General features: G+C 39.1%; 10 protein-coding genes. 4 read left to right on the top strand and 6 right to left on the bottom strand.

Annotation, left to right across the window (positions count from 1 at the left end):
- Nucleotides 1-209: 209 nt before the first annotated feature.
- Nucleotides 210-1661, top strand: coding sequence for an IS1182 family transposase (locus tag EA341_RS12965; protein WP_293015182.1), 1452 nt, complete (start codon nucleotides 210-212; stop codon nucleotides 1659-1661).
- Between the two features lie 807 nt (nucleotides 1662-2468).
- On the opposite strand, the gene EA341_RS12960 is transcribed toward EA341_RS12965, so the two are convergent.
- From EA341_RS12960 to EA341_RS12950, 3 genes are all read right to left on the bottom strand, one after another.
- Nucleotides 2469-4208 (bottom strand): RagB/SusD family nutrient uptake outer membrane protein, encoded by a 1740-nt coding sequence (locus EA341_RS12960; RefSeq protein ID WP_293015179.1) that lies wholly within the window; start codon nucleotides 4206-4208, stop codon nucleotides 2469-2471.
- A gap of 56 nt (nucleotides 4209-4264) precedes the next feature.
- A complete protein-coding gene (locus EA341_RS12955; RefSeq protein WP_293015176.1) occupies nucleotides 4265-7531 on the bottom strand; it encodes a TonB-dependent receptor in 3267 nt (1088 codons plus the stop codon).
- 491 nt (nucleotides 7532-8022) lie between these two features.
- On the bottom strand, nucleotides 8023-9813 hold the full coding sequence (locus EA341_RS12950; protein ID WP_293015174.1) for a tetratricopeptide repeat protein: 1791 nt from the start codon (nucleotides 9811-9813) through the stop codon (nucleotides 8023-8025).
- 72 nt (nucleotides 9814-9885) lie between these two features.
- Between EA341_RS12950 and EA341_RS12945 the strand changes: the two genes are divergently transcribed.
- Entirely contained in the window at nucleotides 9886-10104 is a 219-nt protein-coding gene (locus EA341_RS12945) for a PspC domain-containing protein (protein WP_293015171.1), read from the top strand.
- Here the strand turns inward: EA341_RS12945 and EA341_RS12940 are convergent.
- Nucleotides 10101-11096, bottom strand: coding sequence for a glycosyltransferase family 2 protein (locus EA341_RS12940; protein ID WP_293015169.1), 996 nt, complete (start codon nucleotides 11094-11096; stop codon nucleotides 10101-10103). The two genes, EA341_RS12945 and EA341_RS12940, sit on opposite strands and share 4 nt — an antisense overlap.
- On the bottom strand, nucleotides 11096-11428 hold the full coding sequence (locus tag EA341_RS12935; RefSeq protein ID WP_293015166.1) for a YbaB/EbfC family nucleoid-associated protein: 333 nt from the start codon (nucleotides 11426-11428) through the stop codon (nucleotides 11096-11098). The genes EA341_RS12940 and EA341_RS12935 overlap by 1 nt, the downstream gene beginning before the upstream one ends.
- 225 nt (nucleotides 11429-11653) lie before the next feature.
- On the opposite strand from EA341_RS12935, the gene EA341_RS12930 reads away from it, so the two are divergent.
- Entirely contained in the window at nucleotides 11654-11935 is a 282-nt protein-coding gene (locus EA341_RS12930; RefSeq protein ID WP_293015162.1) for a hypothetical protein, read from the top strand.
- 428 nt (nucleotides 11936-12363) lie between these two features.
- Here EA341_RS12930 and hisS read toward each other — a convergent pair whose 3' ends face one another.
- Nucleotides 12364-13731 (bottom strand): histidine--tRNA ligase, encoded by a 1368-nt coding sequence (hisS, locus tag EA341_RS12925; protein WP_293015159.1) that lies wholly within the window; start codon nucleotides 13729-13731, stop codon nucleotides 12364-12366.
- A 90-nt stretch (nucleotides 13732-13821) separates the two neighbouring features.
- Here hisS and EA341_RS12920 point away from each other — a divergent pair, with 90 nt between their 5' ends.
- The gene (locus tag EA341_RS12920) at nucleotides 13822-13965 is read left to right on the top strand and encodes a hypothetical protein (RefSeq protein ID WP_293015154.1); all 144 of its coding nucleotides are present in this window, start codon (nucleotides 13822-13824) and stop codon (nucleotides 13963-13965) included.
- Nucleotides 13966-14667 lie beyond the last annotated feature (702 nt).

Below are 14667 nucleotides of genomic sequence, written 5' to 3'. Positions count from 1 at the left end.
AAATTATAGTAATAAATCCTCAATCAATATCCCTTTCCCATCCCTGTTTTTGGCGGTAAGCCTAATTCACTCTTGACCATCCCTCGGCCAAAAACAAAAATCAACTTTAATTTCTAAACCCAGGGTTAAAGAGACTGTGTTAAAACTATGAATTAATATTTTTATTTAATTTAAAAAAGTTATTTTTAGTATATAAACAAATTTGATTTATGCATTACAAAGATCATCAAGACAGACACCAGTTAATGATGCTTTCCTATGATTCGATGATATCCCAAGACAACCCGGTCAGGTTGCTTGATGTTATGTGCCGCAATTTTATTGAATCCAATCCTGATCTTTTTTCGAAAAAGGGCAAAAAGGAGAAAGGACGTAAGGCCTATCCTCCTGTTTCACTACTCAGTCTATTGGTTTACGGATATTTCAACGGCATTTCCACGAGCAGAAAACTTGAGAAGGAATCCCATAGGAATATCGAAGTAATCTGGCTTATGGAAGGGCTTCAGCCTGATCATTGGACAATCAGCGACTTCAGAAAAGAGAACGGAGAGGGCATAAAAAGCTTTCTTAAGACTTTCAGGAGGTTTTTAAAGGACCGATCATATGTCAGCGGGGAAAGAATAGTCTTCGATGGTTCCAAAGTAAAAGCATATGCCTCCAAAGAAATGCTCACCAAAAGCGGTATTCTTAAAAAAGTGGAAAATATTGAAAAGACCCTTTCAGAGTATCTGAAGACTATGGGACAGATGGATGCATTGGAGGATAAGGATGAAAAGCTTAACAAGGAGATAGAGGAGCTCCGGTTGAACATAGACAGGAAGGAAGCAGAAAAAAAAAGACTGATCGGGATCGGTGAAAAACTGGATCAGGAAGGTCTGAAACGGATTGCCGCCAATGATCCTGAAGCTGTATTACTGAAAGGCAGGAACGGAAAATTTGCCGGCTATAATTTTCAGATAGGGGTCGAAGCACAAAATCATTTCATTATGACAGACTATCTGACAACTGAAGTGAATGACAGGAAACAGCTTGGGGAATGTGTGAAGGAGACAGTCTTCCAGACAGGCATAAAGCCAAAGGAAGCAGTTGCGGACCGCGGTTATGGGAATTTCAGGGATATTTTATTTTTACAGGATCAGGGAGTTGAGTGTTTTGTGCCTATCCAAAAAACAGAGAATGACAGAAAAGAAGAGGAAGGACTGATTTTTACCTATGATGAATCCGCTGACAGGTACACATGTCCACAGGGGAAATTCCTGACTCTGATGGCCAGAAATATAAATGCGAAAGGTTCTGTATATAATAAATATAGATGTAGGGATTGTGAGGGATGTCCGATAAGAAGTCAATGCACTACATCAAAATATGGAAGGGCCATAAAAAGGAACATCGAGCAGAAAAAGATTGATGTCTACAAGGAAAAACTGAAAATGGAACGGGCAGTAGAGGCTATGAAAGAAAGGAAAAATACAGTTGAGCATCCTTTTGGAACAATAAAGGCACTGATGGGGAAGTTTGAACTTGTCCTATGCGGGAAAGACAAAGCAATCATTGAACTGGATCTTTATACCCTGGCCTACAACCTTAAAAGGCTTGGGAACATCCAGGCTCCGAAAGTATTGATCAATGAGGCAAGAAAATACAACTGGAAGGCTGCATAACTTTTAGATAGACCTTTTTTAATTGATTATGATATGGATATGGGTCCATGGAAAGGATATTTTGACTGACTGGCCAAAAAACATGTCCTGTAAAATTCCTGACCAGGATTCAATAAAAAATCTAAAGAATCTCCTAAAATCGCTGAAATCAAAGGTTTTTAAAAAATTTACACGCTTTAACACAGTCTCTTTAAGTAGTGGCCAAGCCGACAACTTAAGGTCAAACGACTTTAGTCGAAAAGCCATGCGTGGAGACACGAACGGCGGTGGCTACAACACATTTCGGCTAAAGCCACCAAACCCAAACGGGAAGCCTAATCCACCGCATAAATGCGATGGAAATTGTGGTTAACCCTGTATTCAATATCAACTGCCCTACACAGCACCAACCCAAAATCAATTACCACTACTTTTAAGTAGTGGCCAAGCCGACAACTTAAGGTCAAACGACTTTAGTCGAAAAGCCGTGCGTGGAGACACAAACGGGGGTAGCAACAACATATTTCGGCTAAAGCCACAAAACTCAAACGGAAAACCTAATCCACCGCATAAATGCGATGGAAATTGTGGATAACCCTGAATTCAATATCAACCGCCCTACCCAGCACCAACCCAAAATCAATTACCACTACTTTTAAGTAGTGGTCAAGCCGACAACCTAGGGTCAACCGACTTTAGTCGAAAAGCCGTGCGTGGAGACACGAACGGCGGCACCGATAAGGATATCAGCTAAAACTTCCTAAAAAAACAAAGGGATGGCTAATGCCATCCCTTTGAAGATATATAAATTATGAGGTTTAATGGTTCTTAGTTGAAACCAGGGTTTTGAATCAATCGATCCGTACCCATTAAGTCAATCTGGAACTGAGGAATTGGAAGCAATTCATCTCTACCCACGGTGAAGCTTGAACCTCCAAGTGCAGATTGTAGAATTGATGCATCCAAAGCAAAGTATAGATCCAACTCTTCTTTTGCGATTCCCCATCTTACTAGATCGTAGAATCTTTGACCTTCCATACCTAACTCAATTTTTCTTTCGAATCTAACCGCCTGTCTTGCAACATTAGCATCAGTCCAAGGAGATTCATACAGGCCTACCACATAATTGGCAGCCATTGATCCATCTTCTCTCAAAAGTACAGAATTCATAGCTCTTTCTCTTACCCTGTTCACCAACTCTCTTGCTCTCTCAAGGTTACCCAATTCAACTTCTGCCTCAGCAGCCATCAAGAGGACATCAGCAAACCTGATGATCATGATATTGATACCGGTATATCCTGGAGTCCAAGAAGAGTTATCCTGGAAAGAACCTTGTTCAGCTCTTTGGTAAACATATTTCTTAGGAGAATAAGGACCTCCATTAGGCTGGTTCCTGATCCAGGCTTCTCCTGGATGATCTTGCCAATCCAAATAAGGAATTCCTCTTCTTCCAACAGTGTGATCCAATCTTGGATCCAAGTTACCTGAATCAGGCGTAAATGAAGCAGAAGAACCAATTCCTTGGTCGTTAGCAACCCTATTTGCCGGCTGATTAAAGGAATTATCGATCAATGGCAATCCCTGAGAATTGGTTCTAAAACTATTCACAAAAGAGAAAGATGGCTGGAAGAATCCGCAACAGTTACCTGGTCCATTTGGTCCCGTATTGTATGGGAAATTCAAGTCAAACTCTGGGTTTGCATTGTTCACGGAACCTGTACCTGCAGCTGATTGGTATGCCCAAATGGATTCCTGATGGTTATCATTTGCTCCACGGAACATATCGTCATAATAAGGCACTAACCCGTAATTCAATCCATTAGAAGTTACGCCACTAGAAATCACATCATCAAACAATTGCTTGGCATCAGAGAATCTCTGCTGATACATATACACCTTACCAAGGTAAGATTTTGCCGCCCAAGAGTTTACTCTACCTACTTGCGCTTGTGTTGCTGGCAAGTTGTCTACTGCAAACTGGAAATCTGCAATCACCAAAGGTAGTACATCCTGATCATTCCTGATTTCATTAAATTCCTCAGTACCATAATCATTGTTCTCGGTCATAAGAGGAACCCTGTTATAGTTTCTCCACAACTCAAAATAATAATGACCTCTTAAGAACCTGGCCTGTCCTTCAATGTTCGCCGCTTGTGCATCAGACACATCGTCACCTCTCATTGCCAAGAGCCTTAATGTACTGTTTACTCTAGCAATCCCTTCGTAAAGCCCTTGCCAGTTGTTTTCAATCACATCAATTGTAGGGTTTGCTTCAAACCTTTGGATTGGGTTGATTGTTGCAAAATCACCAGGGTCAGTACCTTTATTGGCATCGCCCCCTCTGATACTTCCCCATACCCAATTGGAAGGAGAAGACATACGCTGATCTCTACCATTTACTTGGGAATATGCTCCAATCAAGGTAGCATCTATCCCCTCAAGTGAGGTTAGCTGAGCTTCTGAAAGCTGCCCCACAACTGGAACATCCAGAAAATCTTCACAGCTTGTGCCTATCAACATGATTCCTGCTGTAAAGGCTGCTGCAATTTGAAATTTAAATTTTCTCATAATATAATTAGTCTATGAATTTTTGCTGTTAACACTTTGTATCACAGAATGTTTGGTTAGAAACTTAAGTTTAAACCAAGAGTATACTGTCTCGTCACAGGGTAGTTACCTACATCTATACCAAATGCCAAATCGACATCACCACCTACCATCGGATCAAGACCATCATATCCAGTCAAAGTCCACAAGTTGTTACCAGAAGCGAAGACCCTAAGTCTTTCTATCTTCCATCTTTGCAATAAAGACTGAGGCATTGTATAACCTAAAGTCAAGTTCTGTAATCTTAAGTAAGATCCATCCACTACATAATAGCTATTACCTACCAAAGAATTACTTTCATTTGCAGTTCTTTCTACGATCGGAACAGTTGCATTGGTATTTTCTGGTGTCCAAGCATCAAGAAGACGTCTGGAAATGGCAGCACCTTCAAATGTCTGGTAGAAATCAGTAAACCATCTCCACTGTGCCCAAATTTTGTTACCATAAGTACCATAGAAATAAGCTGAAAGATCAAAATTCTTATATCCAACGGTAAAGTTCATACCACCAGTGAATGTCGGAACAGGAGAGCCAAGGAAAACCCTGTCATCAGGTGTGATATCACCATCTCCATCTACATCTCTATATTTAAATCTTCCTGGAGCTGCACCTGGCTGATTTGCATGGCTTGCCACATCTTCATCGGACTGGAAAAGACCATCTACCTGGTAGCCAAAGAAAGAAGAAAGTGGCTGACCAATTTGATTTCGGATTGGTTGTATACCCCTAAAAGCTGGGTTTGCATTTCCTGAGGTAATGAAATCAAGACCTGGTGCCAAAGAACGGATTTCGTTTCTCAAGAACCCACCATTTACCTGTAATTCATAAGTCCAATCATTGGAAAGGTTACCTCTTGTTGCTACCAAGATATCCAAACCTCTGTTCATCATTTCACCAATATTCACCGCAGGAGCTGCAGCTCTAAAGCCAGCCATTGAAGGGATAGGTACCTGGAACAAAAGGTCTCTGGTATCTTTTTGCCATAAATCCACGATCACATCAAGTCTACCTCCGAAGGCAGTACCATCAAAACCGATATTGGAAGTAACAGCAGTCTCCCATCTTGCATCAGGATTACCGATTCTTGATCTGTAAAAACCAATAAGTGCAGATGAATTAGTTCCTGCAATATCATAAGAAGATAGTCCGATATTTCCTGCAAATAAGGAGAATTGGTTATTAGGGTCTACGTTATTGGAGTTACCCATTTGTCCCCAACCACCACGGATTTTCAAATCATCCAACCAAGTCGCTGATGACATAAAGCTTTCAGATGTAATTCTCCAAGCTGCGGAGAAAGCAGGGAAAGTACCATATCTGAAATTTGAACCGAACCTGGAAGAACCATCACGTCTCACAACAGCAGAGAACAAATACTTATCATTCAAGGTATAGTTCACCCTAGAGAAATAAGACAGGAAGTTTACACCTAAACCTTGACCTGAATTTACAATTCTAGTGGCCACAGGTAAGTTAGATATGGTAATGAAATTAGGATCCTGAGAAAATGGATTCTGTCCTACTGCATTAATGTTTCTGAAAACACCGGTATTTAAGGCTTCCTGACCTACAAGAACATCAAATGCATGGATTCCAATTGTCTTTTTCCATTGTGCTGTATTGGTAAATGTCCAGCTGAAAGAATAGCCTGATCCTTCATTATAACCAAAAGCGGAGTTGTTTTCAGAGTTTTCATATTGCAACCTGCTGAAACCTACATTGTAGAAGTTGTTGTACTGACCACCAATAGAAGTCCTGAAAGTCAGGTTTTCAATTGGATCAACCTCCATATAAACATTACCAAAAGCATTCGCATTGAAGTTTCTATTGTCCAAAAGACCTTCTCTGTTAGCCACTGGGTTACGAGGGTTGTTAAAACCTCTGGCAGCCGTACCGGCATATCCACCAAACTCATCTCGAACCGGGATGATGGATGGCATACGGAAGGCTTGAAGGATATCATTCTCATCTCTTGATACACCTTGTCCGCCTGCACCACCTGTCTGACCCAATACCTGACGGTATGTAGCCTGGAAATTCTGTCCGATTCTCACTTTGCTTCCCAAATCATGCTCTGAGTTCGCTCTAAGTGAAATTCTTCTAAAATCATTACCTATCAGAATACCTCCCTGATCTTGGATACCCAAGCCAAAGAAATAACGGCTGGTTTCTGTTCCTCCTGAAAAGCCAAGTGAATGTCTTTGAATAGGAGCTACTCTTGTAATGGCTCCAAACCAATCCGTACCTTCACCAGTTGCAGCTCTTACCAATTGATGGATAGAACCTCTTGTAGGATCTATATTATACAGTTCTCTTTGTTCTTCAAGTTGAGCAGGTGACAATGGACCGGCAACACCAGCTTGTCCACCCACATTGATGTAGTAAGGAAGTACAGGTTGTGCACCGGTACCAAACTGAGGGTGAGCACCTGCAAAGTTAGGTTCTCTACCGTCTATTCTGGCTTGGTTTCTTTCTGCCTGCCAAGTAATGTCAGCATATTCCTGTGGATTGGTCATATCAAGACCTGCTCCAGGAAAAGTAAATCCTGTCATACCATTATAATCGAAACGCATCTTCTGTGCTTTTCTAGAACCTCTCTTGGTTGTATAAATGATAACACCATTGGCAGCTCTTGCACCATAGATGGAAGCTGCTGCTGCATCTTTCAATACAGTTGTAGATTCGATATCGTCTGGGTTAAGGAAGTCTGTATTTCCTACTGGTACACCATCCACAATGTAAAGTGGCTCATTACCACCAAAAGCACCGAAGCCCCTTACCCTAATTTGGGAAGTGGTACCTGGCTGTCCATTGGTAACTACAGTTACACCGGCAATCCTACCTTGTAAGGTTTGCTCAATATTACCTGTTGGGATAATGGTAAGGTCTTTAGGATCAACTGTTGAAATTGCACCTGTCGACTCACGACGACTATCAATAGTATAACCCGTAATGACCAATTCGGTCAATTGTCTTTCATCGGGATTCATGTTAAGATCGATGACAGACCTATTTCCTACTACTTGTTCGGTTGATGTATAACCGATAAATGAGAATACCAACACGCTTTGGTCGCTAGGAACATTGAGGGAATATTTTCCGTCAATGTCGGTCGCTGTACCTGTGGTGGTTCCTTTTACTAGTACAGTTACTCCCGGGAGACCGTCCCCGAATTCATCGAGAACTGTACCCGTCACTGTTCTTTGTGCCAGTGCTGTTGCACTGGAAAGCGCTAAGAGTAGTATGAATACACTTAAGCTTTTGTAAAGTTTTTCCATAAACATAGATTGATTGGGTAATAATTATTAACTGATAAGGTTTGAAAGCAATTAATTATTTTTTAATCCTGCAATCGTTTGCAACATATTGCAAAATAATTGCAATAGTTTGCAAGGCCAGTATTAGCCTTTCCTATTGCCTGATTAAACCGTGATAACTCTGGGCTATCTTTTCTACAATCCTGAATTGTTTTTCAGGAGGTCTTAAATCTGTACTGCTAAAACGATTTTGTAATTCTAAATAAAAAAAGGGGCTTGGGTCATAGGCGTTGAGATTTGGGATTACTGTTAATATAGGTTTAATGAATATTCCTTTTCAGGATTTAACTTACTGAATATTTCAAAAACCCTTTAAAACTTAAATAATCCTAAAGGATTTTCTATATATCAGCAACTAATTTAAGGGATTAATGAAGAATACAAAAGTTTTTTTCAAAAATCAGATTTAATTTTTTTTAACAAGTCCCAGCGTCTTTTATAATTAATTAACATTCGACCTATTTAAAAACTCTCATAAAGCGTGGAGTATCCAAATAATCTTTAAAAATTACCTCATTGATTGCCCTTTCCTTTAAGTACTCTGACCTTGAGATTGCTTTTTCCAAATTTTCTATCAATGCCTGTTCATCTGCACTTTTAGCTGCCACCAAGGCCAATCCATAAAAACCATAACCATCTTCCCTATTCACCTGTACCGACTCTTCGAAGGCAATGAGGGCCTGTTTGTAATCTTCGGCTAAAAAATAAGCTAAACCCTTATTGAAATAATTGACTTCATTTTCCGGTGCCCTGTTAAATCTGATGGTCGCAAGTCTATAATCTCCGTTGAGGATATCTAGTGCTCCCCTTATCCCTTCATTGTATCTTAAAAAAGAATTGCTTTCATCCTTCTCCAGTCCGGAAGCTTCCGAAATTGCAACATAAGCTTCAAAATAATCTTGCCTTAAAATAAATGCTCTGCCTAAATTATGCATGGATGTGGAGTTGGCCTGTATCCTATTGGCCTCCCTAAACATACTTATGGACTGATTGATCAATATGTTTTTTTCTCTCATATCCAATTCTCTCTGTGCCTTGTTGAGATAAACTACCCCTAGGTTATTGAATGCAATGACCGAGGGATATATTTCGGTGAGCTTTAAGTAAATCCTTTCTTTTTCTTGCAGTCGCTTGGCTTCCTGCCCTGCATATATAAGGTGTTCTTTGGTAAAACCTTCCAAACCTTCTCCTTCCTGAAGCATTTTAAAAACGGAAGCGGCTATTTCAGCATCAGAAAATCTGGCATTTTGAAGTGATACAGACACTTTGGCTGCTCGTAGCCTGGGAAACAATTCTGATGAAACTTTTCTATAGGTATTTTTCTGTCGGAGCTCATTCAATTTTGATGCGAAGTTATTATTCGAAGTCAAAATCTCGTAGTACTCATTTTTTTGATCTGCACTGATTCCTGAATAATCCCTCAACAACATCCTAAAATCAAACCAATCATTGGTTCTCGTGTCTGTTTCAACTTTGAAGTTGGTAAACCCCTTTATATTTATGATCCTTGTCTTGAGGTTATTTGACCTTTCAGTAGCAAGGGAAGGGTTTCCAAGTTCGGCGTCCTCAGGAGAAGTAATTCCTGTGATTTTTATTTTTTCAATAACATACCCTTTTTCCCCTCTGGACAGAAAATTATACAATTCAGCGGGTATAGACCTTCCAGGTACTTGGGCTGAGGCCAGGGGAAAATTAACAGTGAACTCCCTTTCAATATTCGATGAATAACCTGAAAAATCAGTTTCTATATAAATGCCTATTTCCTGAATGGGTTCATTTGGAATAACTTGCCCCAATCTGGTCAATAAAGGACTTGTATCAAGTCCGGGTGCAAGAGATTTTTCTTTTGGTGTTATTACTTTGTCTTTGTAAAACACCAAAGCTTTTAATGCAAGTTCACCTCTTTCCATTCCTTCCAAGTATGGGAATTTGATCTTTTCCTCAAGGCGCACTGCTTGGGTGATATTGTCATATACTCCATCAAAAACTTTGAACTCACCAAGGCGTAAAGCTCCTTCCCCATACCTGTATTCCGGATAAAGGTATACTATTGTGTTTTTATCAAGAAGCGGAAGCGGTAATGATCCTGTAATGTCAACCCTCACTGAATCACGGTGCATAGCCAAAACTTCAGGCTTGGCGGAAATCCCATCTAAGACTGAATCATATTTGTTAATTTTGGGGCTGCATGCTACCGATAACGCAAAAAACAACAATAGCAGAAGGTTAAATCTTTGATTTCTAAACATTTCGAGGTACACAAAATTAATGTTGATATTCAGAATATTTTATTACATTTAAATCAATCTAAACCAACAATTATGTATAAGCTTAAATTGTTTTTCGAAGAAAGAGCTTTCGGCGTGTGTTCCAAACTAGGTGAACGATTCAACTTTCCGATAGATTCTATCAGGTTGTTTTTCATCTATAGTTCTTTCATCACCCTAGGTTCACCTGTCATATTATATGTAAGTATGGCGATGATGATGAAAATCAGGAAATACCTTCGAAAGATGAATAATCCGGTTTTATTTGACTAAATCTCTGAAAACTTTTTCTTTCCAAGCAAATAATATTCCCAAAGTATTGACTTTACTTTTGTATTCCCCACCTTTTTGGATGGATTAATGGGAATCTGCAACTTTTTTTTTGATTTGTGGAAATCAATATGGGCATTCAGCACACTTTTACTGTCTTTCCAAAGACCCTTAAATAAAAAAACTACCGCAGCCACAAGGTCTAAAAATATCCTACAACAATAAATTTTGTAAAATACCTGTGTATTCAGATTCTTTCTAAGTGTGAATAAACTGTTTCTGAAATTAAGGTAGGTTTTAAAAGGGTTGCTTTTGGATAGTGTCCCTCCACCAACATGGTAAACCGACACCTTATATATATAGTATAGATTATGATTTTGATTACGCAATCTCCAGCAAAGATCTATTTCTTCCATATGGGCGAAAAACAAGGGATCAAAACCTCTGAATTGGTGAAATAAATCAGCTCGGATAGCCATACAGGCACCTGATACCCAATCTACATTTACATTTTGATTGTATTGACCCTCGTCCTCCTCCAAATGTGACAGGATTCGACCCCTGCAGAATGGGTATCCTAAACTATCCAAATATCCCCCTGCAGCACCTGCATGGTCAAACTTCTTTTTATCCTTCTCAGACAATATCTTAGGCTGAACAGCAGCAGCATGAGGATTACTCTCTAAAAATTGTATGAGACCCTCATCCCAGGAAGGAGTGACCTCTACATCTGAATTCAATAATATGTAATACTGATACCGGCCTTTCAAATAATCCAAACCCTTGTTATACCCCTCTGCAAATCCAAAATTTTTTAAAAGGACTTGGCGTATAACCCTGGGAAACTCATTTTTTAAGAATGAAACTGAATCATCTGTACTCGCATTGTCAATTACTATAATGTCATAAATAGAATACTTAACTACAAATGGTAAGAACCTCCTAAGGAAAGCTGAACCATTATAGTTGAGAATGACTATTGCTGCTTTTTGCATTAAAACATGTTTCCAAAATCCATCCCTGGTATATTAGGCATCATACCATTGGTAGCAGATTTCATTTGTTCTTTGATCTTAACCTCAATCTCTTCCAAGGCTTTATTTGTCGCCGCTACAATTAAATCAGTCATCATGTCTTTGTCAGCTGCATTTATCAGCGTATCATCCACCTGAATAGCCACTACTTTTCTATTGCCGTTTACGGTAACTTTTACCATTCCTGCTCCGGATTCCCCTTCAGCTTTCAGGTGAACCAATTTGGACTGGGCCTCCTTGATTTTCTCTTGGGCCTCTTTCACCTTATTCATGATGCTCATCATATCAAACATAGCTTTCTATTTTTTTTCAATGCAAATATAGTTGTTTCCTTTAAGTCTGTTTCCATTTATGATGGATTGAAATATGGAATAAATACCGTTTACAGTAATTTAATTTTATATATGTAAATTATATAAAAATTTTATAGCCTAAATGAAACCTAATCCGATTCTAATCGATTGAATTTTTATGTGACATCGGGCACTTATAAATTTAAACCGCAACACAAGCAACATATGAAAACTATAGAGAAAATTGAAAAAGAGAACCTTGTAGAATTGAAATTCTCCAAAAAAGAAGTTTTACAGGACGATCTGAAAAAAAAGAGACGCACTTTTGATTTAATGCGCGCTCAGGCATTGGGAAATCTTTTGAAAAATAAGGTAAACATTACATTCGAAACAGCAGACGAAAGGATATTTCAGGTGAATACCACAGTTTGGTCAGTAGGTTCTGAGTATGTAACCTTGAAACAAAACCTATTCATTCCGATAAATGCAATTTTAGAGGTAGAATGATATTTGCCACTAATACACGAATATTAAAGAAGTTTTTTGTGCTTTCTCCGCGCTGGTCAAGATTTAAAATCTCGAACAACGATTGGATTAAGCATCTATCCTATTGTTAAAGTCTTTTAGAATTTCCATCAGATTTATGCGCTGGCCCAACCTCTTAGCCGAGGAGGACAGGCTTCAGCTGAAATCTTCGCCGTTGTGAGTGTCGGCACTCACAACCCAAAAAAGGCATGCCCTAAAGACTTGAAATCCCTCTCTTGTTACATCTTGCTACCAACTGAATATCACTATAAGACCTTCACGAGTCAATTGAATATTATTTGCATCTGCATACAGTCATAAGGACCATCGGCGCATCCCAATAGAAGAAAAAATATGATCACCCCCAGTTTAAGACTTAGTGGCCATAACTCTCTCCTAGAAACCCAAATTTACCTCAAAACCTCAATGGACTCAGCAACATCCATCATTTCCTGATTACCAGTTTGGAGATTCTTAAGCCCAACTTTCCCCTCCTTGATTTCATTATCACCCAAAACCATCACAAAAGGAATCTGCTTTTTATCAGCATAGGTAAATTGCTTTTTAATCTTCGCTTGTTCGGGATAAAGCTCCGACGAAATACCAGCCTGCCTCAATTTTCCCAAAATTCCTAAACCATACTCAAATCCCTCTTGATCAAAATAGGTGATCAGTACTTTGGTGTTTTCAGCTTGATGGTCTGGGAAAAGCTCCAATTCTTCCATTACATCATAAATCCTATCCACTCCAAATGAAAAACCTACACCTGAAACCCCTTCCAAACCAAACATACCCGTAAGGTTATCATACCTTCCTCCCCCACTGACCGATCCAATGGACACATTATTGACTTTTACTTCGAAAATGGCACCCGTATAATAAGACAAGCCTCTAGCCAAAACAACATCAAAATCTATATTTGACTCATTTTCACCGTAACGACTGAGCAAAGAGAATACCTCTTCAAGCTCAGCTATTCCTTTCAATCCTATTTCGGAGTCTTTAAGGAATGATTTCAAAAATTCCAATTTGGATTTATTCCCTTGACTAAGGTTGATAACGGGACTCAGTTTGGATATAGATGAAGCTGAAAAATTTCGCTGGGAAAGCTCTTCCTGCACTTTTTCCCAACCTATTTTATCCAGCTTGTCAATGGCAACACAAAGCTCACCTTCTCTACCTGACTCTCCTATCACTTCGGAAATCCCAGTAAGGATTTTCCTATTATTAATTTTAATGTCATAATCCTTTAAGCCAAGCTTTGCAAAAACCCTTTTGATCATAAGTAGTATTTCCAACTCACAAGTCAGGCTGTCGGTACCTACCACATCAGCATCACATTGATAAAACTCGCGATACCGGCCCCTCTGTGGCCTATCAGCCCGCCAAACAGGTTGAATCTGAAATCTTTTGAATGGAAAAGTAATTTCATTCCTGTTCATGACTACATACCTGGCAAATGGGACCGTGAGATCATACCTCAACCCTTTTCCCGCTACCAAAGGAAGGACCGCAGAAGCTCCTGATCGATAATCCTCTTCCTTGACATTTTTCAAAAAATCACCGCTATTGAGAATTTTAAAGAGCAATTGATCACCCTCATCCCCATATTTACCTGTAAGTGTACTGAGGTTTTCCATAGTGGGAGTTTCCAGTTGTTGAAAACCAAAAAGTCTGAATGTATCTTTAATGGTATCCAGTATAAAATTCCTTTTGGCCATTTGAAGAGGACCAAAATCTCTTGTTCCCTTAGGTAAGCTTGGTTTTTGAACAGGCATCTTTTTGTTTTATTTTGTTCAAAGTTAAGTAAAATCAAAATTTTATCTTAATTTTGCACCTCATTTGAGACAATATAAACAGATAATACGATGGCTGTTACTACTTTAAAAAGAAAACTAAGAAGAAAGAGACAAGCTCAAAATACAAGAGTTATCAAAATCAAACAATTGAGTGCCAAGCCGGTAATCAAGAATGTTGATATTGAAGAATTGAAGAAAAACTTCGACAAGTAAGCATTTCTCTCTTTCTAAGAAATAATAGGGGCGATCAATAATTGATCGCCTTTGTTGTTTGTTAATTCAACACCTATCGGCGTTGGGAGTTTTTTGGGGTTTGGGCCTCATGTCAGCCCTCCGAGTTTCACTCGGGGTAAATACCCTTCGGATTTTAACCCCTTTCAGGGGTTGGGATTCAGTTAGAATTGCAGGTAGTTTCTTCCTTATTGGATCAAAAAATGGTTTCCAATAAACCCTAAAAAATCAATTTCAATTGTATCGAGTTAGGTTAAACTATTTACTTCTAAATTAATGTATACCTTAAACTAGACACTAATAATCCTGAAAGCCTGCCTGTCGGCTAGACAGGGATTGAATACCAACAGTTATTTACCCCGGATGCAATCCGGTGGTTTGGCATGACATGAGGCCTTAACTACTAACAACCCCGATAGGGGTTGAATTACAGCAGGAACTTTGGATCAAAAGATACCCCATGCTCTTCGAGAAGCTCCACGTATTCCTCTAAGAAACTCATTTTTTTATGATGCTCCTCCTGATTTTTGATATAATTCACGAGATTATCCAGAGAAGAATAACTATCGGTAAAAGCAGCATACCAATCCCGGAGGGATTGAATACCATAGGTTATTTACCCCGGATGCAAGAGACTGTGTTAAAACTATGAATTAATATTTTTATTTAATTTAAAAAAGTTAT

The organism is Mongoliibacter sp. (assembly GCF_007692705.1).
Taxonomy (GTDB): Bacteria; Bacteroidota; Bacteroidia; order Cytophagales; family Cyclobacteriaceae; genus Mongoliibacter.
The sequence above is the reverse complement of the archived record's forward strand: the minus strand, read 5'-3'. Positions and strand labels throughout refer to the sequence as shown.

Excerpts from the sequence above, each read along its gene's own strand:
- EA341_RS12965 (WP_293015182.1), top strand. The coding sequence starts at position 210 with ATGCATTACAAAGATCATCAAGACAGACACCAGTTAATGATGCTTTCC.
- EA341_RS12960 (WP_293015179.1), bottom strand. The coding sequence starts at position 4,208 with ATGAGAAAATTTAAATTTCAAATTGCAGCAGCCTTTACAGCAGGAATC.
- EA341_RS12955 (WP_293015176.1), bottom strand. The coding sequence starts at position 7,531 with ATGTTTATGGAAAAACTTTACAAAAGCTTAAGTGTATTCATACTACTC.
- EA341_RS12950 (WP_293015174.1), bottom strand. The coding sequence starts at position 9,813 with ATGTTTAGAAATCAAAGATTTAACCTTCTGCTATTGTTGTTTTTTGCG.
- EA341_RS12945 (WP_293015171.1), top strand. The coding sequence starts at position 9,886 with ATGTATAAGCTTAAATTGTTTTTCGAAGAAAGAGCTTTCGGCGTGTGT.
- EA341_RS12940 (WP_293015169.1), bottom strand. The coding sequence starts at position 11,096 with ATGCAAAAAGCAGCAATAGTCATTCTCAACTATAATGGTTCAGCTTTC.
- EA341_RS12935 (WP_293015166.1), bottom strand. The coding sequence starts at position 11,428 with ATGTTTGATATGATGAGCATCATGAATAAGGTGAAAGAGGCCCAAGAG.
- EA341_RS12930 (WP_293015162.1), top strand. The coding sequence starts at position 11,654 with ATGAAAACTATAGAGAAAATTGAAAAAGAGAACCTTGTAGAATTGAAA.
- hisS (WP_293015159.1), bottom strand. The coding sequence starts at position 13,731 with ATGCCTGTTCAAAAACCAAGCTTACCTAAGGGAACAAGAGATTTTGGT.
- EA341_RS12920 (WP_293015154.1), top strand. The coding sequence starts at position 13,822 with ATGGCTGTTACTACTTTAAAAAGAAAACTAAGAAGAAAGAGACAAGCT.